The 14,904-nt window shown below is 72.1% G+C and carries 10 protein-coding genes; 7 read left to right on the forward strand and 3 right to left on the reverse strand.

Features of this window, described 5'->3' with window-relative positions:
* Positions 1–154: 154 nt before the first annotated feature.
* From ACGFR9_RS14460 to mfd, 3 genes are all read left to right on the forward strand, one after another.
* Entirely contained in the window at positions 155–943 is a 789-nt protein-coding gene (locus ACGFR9_RS14460; RefSeq protein ID WP_030216281.1) for an ABC transporter ATP-binding protein, read from the forward strand.
* The gene (locus tag ACGFR9_RS14465) at positions 940–3,519 is read left to right on the forward strand and encodes an ABC transporter permease (protein WP_393207283.1); all 2,580 of its coding nucleotides are present in this window, start codon (positions 940–942) and stop codon (positions 3,517–3,519) included. Before ACGFR9_RS14460 ends, ACGFR9_RS14465 begins: the two co-directional genes overlap by 4 nt.
* 420 nt (positions 3,520–3,939) lie before the next feature.
* Entirely contained in the window at positions 3,940–7,473 is a 3,534-nt protein-coding gene (gene mfd / locus ACGFR9_RS14470; RefSeq protein WP_393207286.1) for a transcription-repair coupling factor, read from the forward strand.
* Between the two features lie 67 nt (positions 7,474–7,540).
* Here the strand turns inward: mfd and ACGFR9_RS14475 are convergent, their stop codons facing one another.
* Positions 7,541–7,726 carry an antitoxin gene (locus ACGFR9_RS14475; RefSeq protein ID WP_393207289.1) on the reverse strand — a complete coding sequence of 62 codons (186 nt, stop codon included), beginning with the start codon at positions 7,724–7,726 and terminating at the stop codon, positions 7,541–7,543.
* Between the two features lie 164 nt (positions 7,727–7,890).
* Here ACGFR9_RS14475 and ACGFR9_RS14480 point away from each other — a divergent pair, with 164 nt between their 5' ends.
* Positions 7,891–8,670: an HNH endonuclease family protein gene (locus ACGFR9_RS14480; protein WP_393207292.1), complete on the forward strand. Its 780-nt coding sequence runs from the start codon at positions 7,891–7,893 to the stop codon at positions 8,668–8,670.
* A gap of 59 nt (positions 8,671–8,729) precedes the next feature.
* Here ACGFR9_RS14480 and ACGFR9_RS14485 read toward each other — a convergent pair whose 3' ends face one another.
* Both ACGFR9_RS14485 and ACGFR9_RS14490 read right to left on the reverse strand, forming a co-directional pair.
* The gene (locus ACGFR9_RS14485; protein WP_393207295.1) at positions 8,730–9,530 is read right to left on the reverse strand and encodes a hypothetical protein; all 801 of its coding nucleotides are present in this window, start codon (positions 9,528–9,530) and stop codon (positions 8,730–8,732) included.
* 33 nt (positions 9,531–9,563) lie between these two features.
* Entirely contained in the window at positions 9,564–10,043 is a 480-nt protein-coding gene (locus ACGFR9_RS14490; protein ID WP_393207298.1) for a hypothetical protein, read from the reverse strand.
* 211 nt (positions 10,044–10,254) lie between these two features.
* On the opposite strand from ACGFR9_RS14490, the gene ACGFR9_RS14495 reads away from it, so the two are divergent.
* The 3 genes from ACGFR9_RS14495 (at position 10,255) to ACGFR9_RS14505 (ending at position 14,794) form a co-directional block, all read left to right on the forward strand.
* On the forward strand, positions 10,255–12,438 hold the full coding sequence (locus ACGFR9_RS14495) for a class I SAM-dependent DNA methyltransferase (RefSeq protein WP_393207301.1): 2,184 nt from the start codon (positions 10,255–10,257) through the stop codon (positions 12,436–12,438).
* 200 nt (positions 12,439–12,638) lie between these two features.
* Entirely contained in the window at positions 12,639–13,262 is a 624-nt protein-coding gene (locus ACGFR9_RS14500) for a hypothetical protein (RefSeq protein ID WP_393207304.1), read from the forward strand.
* Positions 13,263–13,300: 38 nt separating this feature from the next.
* A complete protein-coding gene (locus tag ACGFR9_RS14505) occupies positions 13,301–14,794 on the forward strand; it encodes a protein kinase (RefSeq protein WP_393207546.1) in 1,494 nt (497 codons plus the stop codon).
* The last annotated feature ends 110 nt before the right edge of the window (positions 14,795–14,904 follow it).

Raw genomic sequence — 14,904 nt, forward strand, 5'->3', positions numbered from 1 at the left:
AGGAGAAGACTGCGCCGAGCACCAGGGCGCTCGACCCCTCGCTCCCGCGAGACTGAGACACATCGCACGAACACGCACCACGTGGCAGCCGGGGACGACGCGGCGGCCGCCCGGCACCGCTTTCTCATTTCCTGACCGACATAGGAGAATTACCGTGACATCGGCTGTGACCATTCCCAGGCACGGGGGCACTGGAGGGAGTACGGCCGTTGCCGCGCGGGCGCGGCAGGTCGTGAAGGCGTACGGGTCCGGGGAGACCCGTGTCGTCGCCCTCGACCATGTCGACGTGGACATCGCACGCGGTCGGTTCACCGCGATCATGGGACCCTCGGGGTCCGGCAAGTCCACCCTGATGCACTGCCTCGCCGGGCTCGACACCGTGACGTCCGGCCAGATCTATCTGGACGAGACCGAGATCACCGGTCTGAAGGACAAGAAGCTCACGCGGCTGCGCCGGGACCGGATCGGGTTCATCTTCCAGGCGTTCAACCTGCTGCCGACGCTGAACGCGCTCGAGAACATCACCCTGCCCATGGACATCGCCGGCCGTAAGCCCGACAAGGCGTGGCTGGACCGGGTGGTGGAGACCGTCGGTCTCGCGGAGCGGCTGAGGCACCGGCCCACCCAGCTGTCCGGCGGCCAGCAGCAGCGGGTCGCCGTGGCGCGGGCGCTCGCTGCCCGGCCGGAGATCATCTTCGGTGACGAGCCGACCGGAAACCTCGACTCCCGGGCCGGCGCCGAGGTGCTCGGCTTCCTGCGCCGCTCGGTGGACGAGCTGGGGCAGACCATCGTGATGGTCACCCACGACCCGGTGGCCGCCTCCTACGCCGACCGGGTGCTGTACCTCGCCGACGGCCGCATCGTCGACGAGATGCACCAGCCGACGGCCGATCAGGTCCTCGACCGCATGAAGGACTTCGACGCCCGGGGGCGTACGTCATGACCGTGCTGAAGACCTCGATGCGCAACTTCTTCGCGCACAAGGGGCGGATGGCGCTGTCCGCGGTGGCGGTGCTGCTGTCCGTGGCGTTCGTGTGCGGGACGCTGGTCTTCACGGACACCATGAACACGACGTTCGACAAGCTGTTCGCGGCGACCTCCTCGGATGTCACCGTGAGCGCCAAGGGTGCCTCCGACAGCGGCGAGACCACCTCCGACAACGGCAAGCCGCCGGTGATACCGGCCTCCGTGCTCGACCAGGTCAAGGGCGCGGACGGCGTGAAGTCGGCCGAGGGCACCGTGTTCTCCACCTCGGTGACCGTCGTCGACGCCGACAAGGACAGCCTGTCGCCCACCAGCGGCGCCCCGACCATCGTCGGCAGCTGGAACGGCAACGACGCCCGCACCATGGAGATCACCTCCGGTGCCGCTCCCCGGGGCGCGGACCAGATCATGGTCGACGCCGACACCGCCGACAAGCACGACCTGAAACTCGGTGACGAGATCGGCGTCATCAGCGTCGTCGGCACGCACACCGCGAAGATCTCCGGCATCGCCGACTTCACGGTCACCAACCCCGGTGCGGCGATCTTCTACCTGGACACCAGCACCGCCCAGCAGACCCTGGTCGGGGAGAGCGGCGTCTACACCAACGTCAACGTCACCGCCGCGGCCGGTGTCAGCGACGACCGGCTGAAGAAGAACGTCGTGGCCGGACTCGGCGGCGACTACAAGGTGCTGACCGCGCAGGAGACCGCCGAGGCCAACCAGGACAGCGTCGGCGACTTCATGAACGTCATGAAGTACGCGATGCTCGGCTTCGCCGGGATCGCCTTCCTCGTCGGCATCTTCCTGATCATCAACACCTTCTCCATGCTGGTCGCCCAGCGCACCCGGGAGATCGGCCTGATGCGGGCCATCGGCTCGTCCCGCAAGCAGGTCAACCGCTCGGTGCTGGTGGAGGCGCTGCTGCTCGGGGTGTTCGGCTCGGTCCTCGGGGTCGGCGCGGGCGTCGGTCTCGCGGTCGGCCTGATGAAGCTCATGGGCATGGCGGGCATGGACCTGTCCACGGACGACCTCACGGTGGCCTGGACGACCCCCGCGCTCGGACTGCTCCTCGGTGTGGTCGTCACGGTCCTCGCCGCCTACCTGCCCGCCCGCCGGGCCGGGAAGATCTCCCCGATGGCCGCGCTGCGCGACGCCGGTACGCCGGCGGACGCCAGGGCCGGCTGGATCCGCGGCGGGACCGGCCTGGTCCTCACCGCTGCCGGCGGCTTCGCCCTGTACCTCGCGGGCAGCGCGGACAAGGCCACGGACGGCTCGATGTGGCTGGGCCTGGGTGTGGTGCTCTCCCTGATCGGCTTCGTCGTCGTCGGCCCGGTGCTGGCGAGCGGTGTGGTGCGTGTTCTCGGCGCGATCCTGCTGCGGGCCTTCGGCCCGGTGGGCCGCATGGCCGAGCGCAACGCCCTGCGCAATCCGCGCCGGACCGGTGCGACGGGTGCCGCGCTGATGATCGGTCTGGCGCTGGTGGCGTGCCTGTCCGTGGTCGGCTCGTCGATGGTCGCCTCGGCGACGGAGGAGCTCGACAAGACGGTCGGTACGGACTTCATCATCCAGTCCGACACCGGTCAGGTGATCACCCCGCAGGCCGTCGAGGCCGTGAAGAACACGCCCGAGCTGGAGCGGGTCACCGAGTACAAGTGGACCAAGGCCGACTTCACCACGCCCGACGGCAGGACGTCCGAGGACACGGCGATCACCGCGGCCGACCCGACGTACGCGACCGACCTGCGGGTCGAGACGGTCGCGGGCAAGCTGGCCGACGCGTACGAGCCGGGTGCGATGTCCGTGCACGAGGACTACGCCAAGGACCACGGAGTCAAGCTCGGCTCGAAGATCGACGTCGCGTTCAAGGACGGTGAGACGGGCTCGCTGACGGTCCGGGCGATCACCAGCAGCGAGGGCGTCATCGACGCGGGCGCGATGTACACGTCCATCGAGACCCTCGCCATGCATGTGCCGGCCGACAGGATGCCGCTCGACACGCTGGTCTTCGCCTCGGCGAAGGACGGGCAGCAGGACGCCGCGTACAAGACGCTGAAGGAGTCGCTGCACGACTACCCGCAGTACACCGTGCGGGACCAGACGGACTACAAGGAGGCGCTGCAGGACCAGATCGGCCAGCTGCTGAACATGATCTACGGCCTGCTGGCCCTGGCGATCGTCGTCGCGATCCTCGGTGTGGTGAACACGCTGGCCCTGTCGGTGGTGGAGCGCACCCGGGAGATCGGACTGATGCGGGCCATCGGCCTCTCGCGCCGGCAGCTGCGCCGCATGATCCGCATGGAGTCGGTGGTGATCGCCCTCTTCGGCGCGCTGCTGGGGCTCGGGCTGGGAATGGGCTGGGGCGCCACGGCGCAGCAGCTGCTCGCGCTGGAGGGTCTGAAGGTGCTCGACATTCCGTGGCCGACGATCACGGGCGTGTTCATCGGCTCGGCCTTCGTGGGCCTGTTCGCGGCGCTGGTGCCGGCGTTCCGGGCGGGGCGGATGAACGTCCTGAACGCGATCGCCACGGATTAGCCACCGCATACGGGGGTTGCGGGGGAACACCCGGCGCCGGGGAGTCCTTGGGGACTTCCCGGCGCCGGGTGTCCGGCTGTGCGGCCGGCTGATGCGCGCGGCGCGTGTCTTCCGGCTGCGGCCGAGTGGGGGTTGGTCGCGCCCGCGCGGCGGAGCCGCAGACCGATACGGCCCCGCGCCTCGCACGTGGCTCGGGACCTCTCGGGTCACCGAGTCGGGTGGTGGGGTGGGCATAGGCCGGGGGTCCAGGGGGCGGAGCCCCCTGGGTGTCAGGGGTCAACGCCGTTGTCACCGTCAACCGGCGTTGTCCACAGCCCCCGGCGCCCGCCCGCGCAGCGACGTACGCTGGAGGCCCCCCCCCGGCCCGCGACGCGTGTCGGGCCCGTCGTGTTGCACACCCCCGGACGGAAAGCGCCCCGAATGAGCCTGCACGGTCTGCTCGACGCCGTAGTCAAGGACACCGCCCTCGCGGAGGCGGTCGCCGCCGCCGCGGACGGCAACCGTATGCACGTCGACCTCGTCGGCCCGCCCGCCGCCCGCCCCTTCGCGGTCGCCGCGCTCGCCCGTGACGCCGGCCGCCCCGTCCTCGCGGTCACGGCGACGGGTCGCGAGGCCGAGGACCTGGCCGCGGCCCTGCGTTCCCTGCTCCCGCCCGAGGGCGTCGTGGAGTACCCGTCCTGGGAGACACTCCCGCACGAGCGCCTCAGTCCCCGCAGCGACACCGTCGGCCGCCGTCTCGCCGTACTGCGCCGTCTCGCCCACCCGCGGCAGGACGACCCCGGGACCGGCCCGGTCTCCGTCGTCGTGGCGCCGGTACGTTCCGTGCTCCAGCCGCAGGTCAAGGGCCTGGGCGACCTGGAACCCGTAGCCCTGCGGACAGGGCGGAGCGCCGATCTGAACGAGATCGTCGAGGCCCTCGCCGCCGCCGCGTACGCACGCGTGGAGCTCGTGGAGAAGCGCGGCGAGTTCGCCGTACGCGGTGGCATCCTCGACGTGTTCCCGCCCACCGAGGAACACCCCCTGCGGGTGGAGTTCTGGGGCGACGACGTCGAGGAGATCCGCTACTTCAAGGTCGCCGACCAGCGCTCCCTGGAGGTCGCGGAGCACGGCCTGTGGGCCCCGCCCTGCCGCGAACTCCTGCTCACCGACGACGTGCGCGAGCGCGCGCGGGTCCTCGCCGAGCAGCACCCGGAGCTCGGCGAACTGCTCGGCAGGATCGCCGAGGGCATCGCCGTCGAGGGCATGGAATCCCTCGCCCCCGTCCTCGTGGACGACATGGAGCTGCTGCTCGACGTGCTGCCCGAGGGATCCATGGCCGTCGTCTGCGACCCGGAGCGGGTGCGGACCCGGGCCACCGACCTGGTGGCGACGAGCCAGGAGTTCCTCCAGGCGTCCTGGGCCGCCACGGCCGGCGGCGGGGAGGCGCCCATCGACGTCGGCGCCGCCTCCCTGTGGGCCCTCGCGGACGTCCGCGACCGGGCGCGTGAGCTGGACATGATGTGGTGGTCGGTGTCGCCGTTCGCGGCCGACGAGGACCTTGGTTCGGACACCCTCAAGCTCGGCATGCACGCCCCCGAGACCTACCGCGGCGACACCGCGCGGGCGCTCGCCGACACCAAGGGCTGGCTCGCCGACGGCTGGCGCACGGTGTTCGTCACCGAGGGTCACGGCCCGGCCTCCCGCACGGTCGAGGTGCTCGGCGGCGAGGGCATCGCCGCCCGGCTCGACACGGACCTCGGCGAGATCACCCCCTCCGTGGTGCATGTCTCCTGCGGCTGCATCGACCACGGCTTCATCGACCCGGCGCTGGGGCTCGCCGTCCTCACCGAGACCGACCTGACCGGCCAGAAGGCGTCCGGCCGCGAGGGCGCCCGGATGCCGGCCCGGCGCCGCAAGACCATCGACCCGCTCACCCTGGAGCCGGGCGACTACATCGTCCACGAGCAGCACGGCGTGGGCCGCTACGTCGAGATGGTGCAGCGCACCGTGCAGGGCGCCACCCGCGAGTACCTGGTCGTGGAGTACGCCCCCGCCAAGCGCGGCCAGCCCGGCGACCGGCTCTACATCCCCACCGACCAGCTGGAGCAGATCACCAAGTACGTCGGCGGCGAGGCCCCCACCCTGCACCGCCTGGGCGGCGCCGACTGGACCAAGACCAAGGCGCGCGCCAAGAAGGCCGTCAAGGAGATCGCCGCCGACCTGATCAAGCTCTACAGCGCGCGCATGGCGGCCCCCGGCCACACCTTCGGGCCCGACACACCGTGGCAGCGCGAGCTGGAGGACGCGTTCCCGTACGCGGAGACGCCCGACCAGCTCACCACCATCGCCGAGGTCAAGGAGGACATGGAGAAGTCGGTCCCCATGGACCGCCTGATCTGCGGTGACGTCGGCTACGGCAAGACGGAGATCGCGGTACGGGCCGCCTTCAAGGCCGTACAGGACGGCAAGCAGGTGGCCGTGCTCGTCCCCACCACGCTGCTGGTGCAGCAGCACTTCGGGACGTTCGGCGAGCGGTACGCGCAGTTCCCGGTGAAGGTGAGGGCGCTGTCCCGCTTCCAGACCGACACGGAGGCGAAGGCGACCCTGGAGGGGCTCCGCGAGGGTTCGGTGGACGTCGTCATCGGCACCCACCGCCTGTTCTCCTCGGAGACCAAGTTCAAGGACCTGGGCCTGGTCATCGTCGACGAGGAGCAGCGCTTCGGTGTCGAGCACAAGGAGCAGCTGAAGAAGCTGCGCGCCAACGTCGACGTACTGACGATGTCCGCCACCCCGATCCCGCGCACCCTGGAGATGGCGGTGACCGGCATCCGCGAGATGTCGACGATCACCACCCCGCCCGAGGAGCGCCACCCGGTGCTGACCTTCGTCGGCCCCTACGAGCAGAAGCAGATCGGCGCCGCGATCCGTCGCGAACTGCTGCGCGAGGGCCAGGTGTTCTACATTCACAACCGGGTCGAGTCGATCGACCGCGCGGCGGCCCGGCTGCGCGAGATCGTGCCCGAGGCGCGGATCGCGACCGCGCACGGGCAGATGTCGGAGTCGGCGCTGGAGCAGGTCGTCGTCGACTTCTGGGAGAAGAAGTTCGACGTACTGGTGTCGACGACGATCGTCGAGTCCGGCATCGACATCTCCAACGCCAACACCCTCATCGTGGAGCGCGGCGACAACTTCGGCCTCAGCCAGCTGCACCAGCTGCGCGGCCGGGTGGGGCGCGGCCGCGAGCGGGGGTACGCCTACTTCCTGTACCCGCCGGAGAAGCCGCTGACGGAGACGGCGCACGAGCGGCTCGCGACGATCGCCCAGCACACGGAGATGGGCGCGGGCATGTACGTGGCGATGAAGGACCTGGAGATCCGCGGCGCGGGCAACCTGCTCGGCGGCGAGCAGTCCGGCCATATCGCGGGCGTCGGCTTCGACCTGTACGTACGGATGGTGGGCGAGGCGGTCGCGGACTACCGGCGTCAGCTGGAGACCGGGGAGATCGAGGAGGAGCCGCCGCTCGAGGTGAAGATCGAGCTGCCCGTCGACGCGCACGTCCCGCACGACTACGCGCCCGGTGAGCGGCTGCGCCTCCAGGCGTACCGGGCGATCGCCTCCGCGAACAGCGAGGAGGACATCAAGGCCGTACGCGAGGAACTCGTCGACCGCTACGGCAAGCTGCCGGAGCCGGTGGAGAACCTGCTGCTGGTGGCGGGGCTGCGGATGCTGGCCCGCGCGTGCGGTGTCGGCGAGATCGTGCTCCAGGGCACCAACATCCGCTTCGCGCCGGTGGAGTTGCGCGAGTCGCAGGAACTGCGCCTGAAGCGCCTCTACCCCGGTACGGTCATCAAGGCGACCGCGCACCAGGTGCTGGTACCGCGCCCGAAGACCGCGAAGGTGGGCGGCAAGCCGCTGATCGGGCGGGAACTGCTGGGCTGGGTCGGGGAGTTCCTGACGTCGGTGCTGGGCTCCTGACCCGCACGTGAGAAGCCGCCCACGGCGTCGGCTCGCCGTGGACGGCACTCACGAGTGCCGCGAGGCCCTACGGCTGGTCCGGACGATCGCGGTCCATGCCCAGCCGGCGTTCGGCCTGCTGCTGACCGGTGTCGACCTGCTGCTCGTACTTGCCACCGGTCCTCTCGTTCATCTTCTTCTCCGCGGCGTCCGAGGCCTGCTTGGCCTTGTCGCGCGCCGCCTTGTTGCCCTTGAGCTTGTCGAGGATGCCCATGCAGGAGCTCCTTTTCGGAGGGGACTCACAAACGACCATACGCGCGCTTTGTCCCGAATGCCCATGGGGCTCCGAATTGGTCTGGACCTCTCACTCGTTACGGTGACTTCTGGATCGATGCGTTCATGCCAGGGCAGAAGACCTGAGAACAAGGGAGGGGCGCGGTGACGCGGAATAAGGGGTGGGGCGTGCGGGCGGGGCGTACGGCGCCGGCGGTGATCGCCGCGGTGGCCCTCCTCGCCGGCTGCGAGGGACTGGACGACCCGGGTGCCGGCTCGCCGGGCGGAGGTGCGAGCGCCGCCTCCGACGGGCACGCCGTCAGCCCGCTCGACAACCCGGACGGCACCGAGCCGGGCCTCGCCCCGGTGGCGAGCGACGCGGACCGGGACGCGGCCGTCGCGATCATCACCAAGGTGACCACCAAGGGCCGCGGCCCGAAGACCGGCTACGACCGCGACGAGTTCGGCTACGCCTGGATGGACACCGCCGACGGCGTCCCGCTCGCCCGGAACGGGTGCGACACCCGGAACGACCTGCTCCAGCGCGATGGGCAGGAGCTGCGGTTCCGGTCGGGTTCGGACTGTGTGGTGGTCGCCATGACGCTGGACGACCCGTACACCGGGACGACGATCGAGTGGCGCAAGCAGAAGGCCGCCGAGGTGCAGATAGACCACGTCGTGCCGCTCTCCTACAGCTGGCAGATGGGGTCCTCGCGCTGGCCGGAGGCGAAGCGGAAGCGGCTGGCGAACGACACCCTCAATCTGATCCCCGTGCAGGGGCGCGCCAACTCGGCCAAGAGCGACTCCGGTCCGGCGTCCTGGCTGCCGCCGGACAAGGGCATCCGGTGCGCGTACGCGGTCCGGTTCGCGCAGGTCGCCGTCAAGTACGAGATGCCGGTGACGACGGCCGACCGGCGGATGATGCTGGAGCAGTGCGGCGGCTGAGCGGACCGTGAACGGGTGCCCGGCCGTCCCGTCCGGCCCGTGGTGAGCGGCCGGGCGGATCAGCCCAGGGCGTCGAGGTCCAGGACGTCGCCGGCGGGCTTACGCACCGGGACGGGCTTGTCGTAGTCGGTGAAGGAGAGGGACCCCGGCTCGGCGGCGGACGTGCTGTCGAACCGCAGCAGATACGGCTTGCCCTCGGCGGCGACGTACAGCGTGTAGCGGTCGTCGCCGTCCTTCGAGTTCAGCGTGATCGCGGGGGTGCCGTCGACCGTGGTGGTCTTCCCGCGGGTGGCGTCCGCGTCGCCGCTGCGCGCGCCGGCGAAGACCTCGCCGAGGTCGCAGAAGCCCGCGAGATCCTCCGCGTCGGAGCCCTCGGCGGACATCCTGGTCCACTTGCCGGCCAGCAGTGCCACGGCCGCGTCCACGCTCTCCTTCGGCTCGCCCTCGCTCTGCGACCGCAGGAACTCGGCGTCGTACTTCATATAGACGGTGTCGCCGGTCCTGACCAGATCGGCCTCGCCCATGCCGTCCATACCGACCGTGCCGGCGCACTCGCCCCGCTTGTTCAGGGCCATGTCGATGCGGATGGTGCCGCCGCTGGGGCCGTCCGGGACGTCACCGGTCATCCGCAGGGACGACGCCCCGGTCGTGGCCTCGAAGGCCTGGTCGGCGATCTCGCCGCCGGTCAGTCCGGCGAAGGGCTCCTTCTCGGGTGCCGGGGTGGGCTTTCCCTCCTTCGCGGTGTTCCGCGCGGCCGAGCCGGGCGAGGTGCTGCTGTCGTTCTTGTCGTCGCCACAGCCGGTGAGGCCGGCGGTGGCCACGGCGGCGAGGCAGAGGGCGGCGAGTGTGGTGCGGCGCATGACGGGAGTCCCCCCGGGGTCTTGGAGAGTCGCTCAGAAGTTGCCGGTGCCGAGCAGTTCGCCGTCGGCGTCGTAGACGGTGACGAGACCGTTGTCGCTCTGCTTCCAGTCGGCGAACGCGGACGTGAGGAGCTTGGCGGGGCCCATGCCCTCGCCCATGATCCCGCCGGTGAAGTCGGTGTAGATGTCGGCGGCGTCGAGGATGTCGTTCTGCTCCTCCGCCCCCTGGACCTTGGTGACGTGCGAGACGGCGTCCTTCTCCTGCGGTGTGCCGTTCTTCTGCACGAACGCCTTGAACTGCTCGGCCTGGGACGCCTTCTCGGTGCCCTTGTCCTCGGCGGGCTTCGGGTCGGACTTCGTGTCCGCCTTCGTGCCGCCGGACTGCTGCTCCGCGGACGCCGAGGTGCCCGAGTCGCCGGAACCGCCGTCCGAGTCACCGGAGTTCGCCGACATGGCACCGATGACGACGATCCCCACGACGGCGCCCAGCGCGATCTTGGTCTTCATGCCCATGGCTGTGTCCCCTCCCCAATCGGCGGCCGTCCCCTGTCGGCGGCCGCTCGTTCGCGGGGCCAATGAGACCAGAGTCTGTAGATCCCGTCAACACGGTTCACTCGTGTATAGGGGCGCACAGGCGTGAACTCTTTGACCCCGTGCTCGTCTGTATGCTCGTCGTCACACGAGGAGTGCGGGGACCAGAGCGGAAACGGGGCGGGTGCCGGGCATGCAGGACAACGCGACAGAGGTGACCGCCGCCGGGATCGCACGGCTGGCCGGCGTCGGCCGCGCCGCCGTCAGCAACTGGCGCAGGCGGCACACCGACTTCCCCCGGCCCGTCGGCGGCACGGAGGCCAGCCCCGCCTTCGCGCTCCCCGAGGTGGAGGGCTGGCTGCGCCGGCACGGCAGACTCGCCGAGGTCCCGCTGAGGGAACGTGTCTGGCAGCAGCTCGCCGGCCATCCCGCCGGACCGGTCACCGCCCTCACCCACGCCGGCTGTGTCCTGCTCCTGATCCACGACCGCTCCCCCGTCTGGCTGGAGGTGAGCTCCGGCACCGACGAACGCCTCGCCGCGCTGCTGCCCGGAGCGCTGGAGCGGGTGCTCACGCCCCGGCTCGGCGACGCGTACGTCTCACCTGTGAACGCGCGGGAATCTGTGAACTCAAGGGGTTCTGTGAACCAGACCGGTCATGTGAACCCGTCAGGTCCTGTGAACTCCCCGAGTCCTGTGGACCCGCCGGTCTCCGTGCACGCCCCTGCCGTCCCCGCCCCCCGCCGGGTCCTCGAACCCCCCACCGCCCCCCGGCTCCTGCCCTCCGTCCCCCTTCTGCGCGCCGTCGCCGAACTCGCCGCCGAACTCGGTGCCCGGCACACCTTCGAGTTCCTGCTCGGCCGCCACCTCGACGCGGGCCCGCGCCGGTACCCGCCCACCCCCGCCGGCCTCGCCGCCCTCATGGCCGCCCTGGCCGGTCCGGCGGCCCGCACCGTCCTCGACCCGGCCTGCGGAACCGGCGCCCTCCTGCGCGCCGCCGGCCACGGCCCCGGCCGGCGCCTGTACGCCCAGGACGGCACCCCCGGACTCGCCGCCCTCACCGCACTCCGCCTCGCCCTGCACACCCGCGCCCCCGTGCACGCCGCCGCCGGCGACACCCTGCGCGCCGACGCCCACCCGGAGCTGCGGGCCGACGCCGTCCTGTGCCACCCGCCGTTCAACGAACGCGACTGGGGGCACGACGAACTCGCCTACGACCCGCGCTGGGAGTACGGCTTCCCGGCCCGCACCGAGTCCGAGCTGGCCTGGGTGCAGCACGCCCTCGCCCGGCTGCGCGACGGCGGCACCGCCGTCCTGCTGCTGCCGCCCGCCGCGGCCTCCCGCCGCTCCGGCCGCCGTATCAGGGCCGACCTGCTGCGGCGGGGCGCGCTGCGCGCCGTCGTCGCCCTGCCGGCCGGCGCGGCACCCCCGTACCACATCCCGCCGCATCTGTGGGTGCTGCGCCGGCCCGAACACGCCCCCGTACAGCCGGAGGTGCTGCTCGCCGACGCCGGACGGTTCGCGGGGGAGGGGCGCGGCGGGCCCGACTGGCCCGGTGTGCGGGAGAGCGTCCTCGACGCCTGGCGTACCTTCGACCGGGCCGGCCGACTCGACGAGCGGCCCGGACTCGCCCGCTCCGTGCCCGTCATCGAACTCCTCGACGACGACGTCGACCTGGCCCCGGCCCGCCACCTCCCGCCCCCGCCCGCCATGGACGGCACCGGCCGGCTCACCGACGTACGCGAACGCCTCGGCGAGACCCTGCGCCTGGCCACCGGCCTCACCCCGCCGCCCGTCGACCCCGCGCCGCCCGCCGCCGGGCGCCTGCCCCTCACCACTGTCGGGGAACTCGCCCGCGCGGGCGCCCTGACACTGCGTACCGGCGGACACGGCGGGCACACGCGCGGCCCCGTCCTCACCGACCACGACGTCCTCTCCGGAACCGGCCCCTCCGGCACGCTCCCGGAGAGCGACGGGGAAGCGGTGCTCACCGCGCCCGGTGACGTCGTCGTCCCCGTGCTCGGCGGCGGCGCCGTCGCGCGGGTCGTCGACGAGGCGACCGCGGGGGCCGCCCTCGGCCGCAACCTCGTCCTGCTGCGCCCCGATCCGGCGGCGCTCGACCCCTGGTTCGTCGCCGGGTTCCTGCGCGGCACCGCCAACAACCGCCGGGCGAGCAGCTACGCGTCCACCGCCACCCGGCTCGACGTACGCCGGCTGCGCCTGCCGCGCCTCGCGCTGCCCGAACAGCGGCGCTACGGCGCCCGGTTCAGGTCCCTGGACGAGTTCGAGCGGGCGCTCGGACGGGCGGCCCGGCTCGGCGAGCGGCTCGTCCGCGGGATGTACGACGGCCTGACCGACGGGACGGTCGCCCCCGACTGAACTCCGGCTGAGTCCCGGCCGGGCCCCGGCCGGGCCCCGATCGCGCTCCCGACCGGGCCTTCGACCGGGCCCGCGCGACGGGTCCGGGACGGCGTCCGACGACAACGGTTCGGTACATCCCGGGACCGGTTGTCGTCCTCGGCCTATACGCTCGGACCCTCAACCGAGTTTCCATCGGCTACACCTGTCCAGGAGCAGTCATGTACGGCCACGGCGCGGCGCCGCCCCCACCCAGCGCGGCATCGGTCATCACGCAGCGCGTGCTGTACGCCGCAGCCGGCGTCCTGTGCTGCGGGCTGCTGGCCTGTCTGCCGCTGTTCCGGGTCGCGTTCCTGCGCGGGCGGCCGCTCGACTGGGCGGCGGCCTGGGTGAGCATCCCGCTGTCGATAGCCTGCCTGGCCGTGGTCGGTTCGCTGCCCGAGACGGACGTCCGCACCGACATCGCCCTGGCCCTCGTACTGATCCTGGGCGCGAGCGCGTCCGCGTACTACCTGACCGTGGACATCCGCCTGCACCGGCGGCCTGGCGGCCCGTACGCGGCCCCGGTGCCGCCGTCGCCGCACGCCACGACGGTGCCCACGCCGGGCCCCCACTCGCCGTACGGCTACCAGCAGCCCGTCTCCCCGTACACGCCCACACCGGTGCCGGGGCATCCGGCGCCCCCCACCCCCGTACCGCCGCAGCCGCAGTCGCAGCCGCAGTCGCAGCACCCCGGGCCGGCCCGTATCGACCAGGTCCGCGCCGAACTCGACGAGCTCAGCGACTATCTGCGCCGCCAGGACGGCGATCCCGGACAGCACGGCAACCACGAGGGCGGACGGTGAGCGTGACGACGGGTCGTGTCGTCGCCGGCCGCTACGAACTGTCCACGCTCATCGGACAGGGCGGCATGGGCCAGGTCTGGACGGCCTACGACAAACGGCTGGACCGGCGCGTCGCGGTGAAGCTGCTGCGCCCCGACAAGGTGGCCGGCCAGGAGGCCGACGAACTGCGCCGCCGCTTCGTGCGCGAGTGCCGGGTGACCGCCCAGGTCGACCACCCCGGCCTCGTCACCGTGCACGACGCGGGCAGCGAGGGCGAGGAACTCTTCCTCGTCATGCAGTACGTCGACGGCGCCGACCTCGGCGACCACCTCGCCGAACACGACCCGTACCCCTGGCAGTGGACCGTCGCGGTGGCCGCGCAGCTGTGCGCCGTACTGAGCGCCGTGCACGCCGTGCCGATCGTCCACCGCGACCTCAAGCCGCGCAACGTGATGGTGAAGCAGGACGGCACCGTCACCGTGCTCGACCTCGGCGTCGCCTCCGTCATGGACGCCGACACCACCCGGCTGACCCACACCGGCACCCCCATCGGCTCGCCCGCCTACATGGCGCCCGAGCAGGCGATGGGCGGCGCGGTCGGCCCGTACACCGACCTGTACGCGCTCGGCGTGCTGATGCACGAACTCCTCAGCGGGGACGTGCCGTTCGCCGGCTCCACCGCCCTCGGAGTGCTGCACCGGCACCTGTACGAACCGCCCGTGCCCGTGCGCCGGATCCGCCCCGAGGTCCCCGAGGCCCTGGAGACCCTCGTCCTCCACCTGCTCGCCAAGGACCCCCAGCACCGCCCGGACTCCGCGCAGGAGGTCTACGAACACCTGGAGCGGCTGCTCCCCGCGCGGGGCACCCCCACCGGCGCGCCCCTCGACCCCACCCGCCCCTTCCTGCGCCCCCACGCCCCCTGGCCGGACCGCGCCCGCACCCCGGCGCCCCAGCCGGCCCCCGCCGCGCCGCCCGCGCCCGCGGCGGGCAAGGCCGACGTCGCCGCCGCCGTGGACGAGGTGAAGCGCCTCCTCGGCGAGGGCCGCATCACCCAGGCCGTCGACATCCTCGGCTCGATCCTGCCCGTCGCCGCCGACCAGCACGGCGAGCACTCCCCGGTTGTGCGCACCCTGCGCAAGCAGTACGCGGCCACCCTCCTCGACGACGGCCAGTACCGGCGCGCCCTGCCCGAACTGCGCCGCCTCGCCGACGAACGGGCCGCCGAGGCGGGCCAGGCCGACCCGCAGTCCCTGCGCTACCGCTACGAGGCCGCCCAGTGCCTGGAGCAGCTCGGCGAACCGGCGGCCGCGCTCGCCGAGTACCGGTCGCTGCTGGCGTACTACGAGAACCAGTACGTCGCCGCCGGCGACCCGCAGCTCGCCCACGACGTCCGCCGCCGCATCGGCCATCTGCTGCTCGCCCTCGGCGACCGGGCCGGGGCCCACGACACGCTGGTACGGCTCCTGCACGACGTGGAACGCGTCCACGGACCCGGTCACCCGCTCGCCGCCGACATCCGGCGGACCCTGCAGTGGCTCGGACAGGTGCGCTGACGGCGGGCCGCCGCACCGGACGGCGCGGGAGCCGGTGCCGGAACTCCTTGTGAATCGTTGGTCGAATGGGTTGGCCAGAGCTTGGCCGATGCCTACCATCGATCACCGCA

The sequence above is a fragment of the Streptomyces sp. NPDC048584 genome (genome assembly GCF_043199595.1).
GTDB lineage: Bacteria > Actinomycetota > Actinomycetes > Streptomycetales > Streptomycetaceae > Streptomyces > Streptomyces edwardsiae.